Below are 1,365 nucleotides of genomic sequence, written 5' to 3' on the forward strand. Positions count from 1 at the left end.
CCCTCGCGCGCGCTCGCCGCGGCGACCGCGAACCCGATGCCGGCCGTACCGCCGATGACGACGACGCGCTGTCCTCGCAGGTCCATGACGTTTACCTTCGCGTTGATCCGATGTGGTCCAGCCTGCGCCCACCTCCCCACGGCCGTCCAAGACCTCTTCCGGTGTCGGCGATACCCTGGAGGCATCGCCGTCGGCGGGCTCGTACGACGAAGGGAACGACGGAAGGGACGGCCATGGACCTCGACCTGCGCAAGGTCCGCTACTTCGTGACGGTCGCGGAGCTGCTGCATTTCGGCCGCGCCGCTATGCGGCTGCACATCTCCCAGCCCGTGCTCAGCCGTCAGATCCGGGCGCTCGAGAAGGACTTGGGAGCCGAGCTGTTCGTCCGGGACAGCCACGCGGTGTCGTTGACCCGGGCGGGAGCCCAGCTCCTCGACGACGCACGTCTGTTGCTCGCGTCCGCCGATGCCGCCCGGCAGCGCGCCCAGCAGGCCTCCCGCGGCCCCCGCCGCCTGGTCGTCGGCTTCCGCGCCGGGATCGTCGTCACCCGGGCGCTGCGTGCCTTCGGTGCCCGGCACCCGGAGGTGGAGGTCAAGGCACGCCGGGTGGAATGGGACGACCAGGAGCGGCTGATCCTGGACGGTTCGGTCGACCTCGCCTACGTCCGCCGTCCGACCCGGGACGAGGGCCTGACGCTGCTGCCGCTGTACGCCGAGCCCAGGGTGGCGATGCTGCCGGAGGCCCACCGGCTCGCCGGCAAGCAGGAACTCGCCCTCGCCGACCTCGCCGACGAGACCTGGCTGCGCTACTCCGACCCGCGGCCCGGTGACGTACCGATCCGCACCATCGAGGAGAAGTTCGAGTCCGTCGCCGCGGGGACCAGCATCACGCTGGTCCCGCACTCGGTCGCCGAACAGTACTCACGGCCGGACATCACCTACGTACCCGTACCGGACGCCGAGCCCGACCAGGTGCTGCTGGCCTGGAGGTCCGGCCGTCGCTCGAGCCTGATCGCGGCGTTCGCCGAGGTCGCGGCGGGCTCTGCGTCCGCCGGCTGAGCGCGGCGGATCACTTCGCCGCGGGGGTGAGGCGCCGGCGCGCTCCCCCGAGGGTTCCCGCCACCAGGGCGAGCAGTACCAGGGTGAGCCCCATGAAGATCACGGGATTCACCCAGCCCGGCACCAGCTCGGTCCCCACGCCGTCCGACGTCACGCACTGCGCGCTGACCGGCAGCGCTTCCCGCGTCACGACGTGATCGCCCGGTACGCCCTTCGCCGCGCACATCTGGTCGGGGTCCAGGATGTAGAAGCCCGACATCACGCCCCACGCGTACGCGCCGCACGCCGCCGCGCCGGCCATGACCGC

At 71.9% G+C, this 1,365-nt stretch carries 1 protein-coding gene and 1 pseudogene; one reads left to right on the forward strand and one right to left on the reverse strand.

Translation table 11 applies throughout. From position 1 onward, the window contains the following. Positions 1-233: 233 nt before the first annotated feature. Complete coding sequence (locus ABZV34_RS39540) at positions 234-1,058, forward strand: LysR substrate-binding domain-containing protein (protein ID WP_356288158.1); 825 nt, start codon at positions 234-236, stop codon at positions 1,056-1,058. 10 nt (positions 1,059-1,068) lie between these two features. Here ABZV34_RS39540 and ABZV34_RS39545 read toward each other — a convergent pair. Beyond that, positions 1,069-1,365, reverse strand: a pseudogene (locus ABZV34_RS39545) (hypothetical protein); the annotation flags it as partial.

It is taken from the genome of Streptomyces sp. NPDC005195, assembly GCF_040608315.1.
GTDB classification, from domain to species: Bacteria; Actinomycetota; Actinomycetes; order Streptomycetales; family Streptomycetaceae; genus Streptomyces; species Streptomyces kaempferi.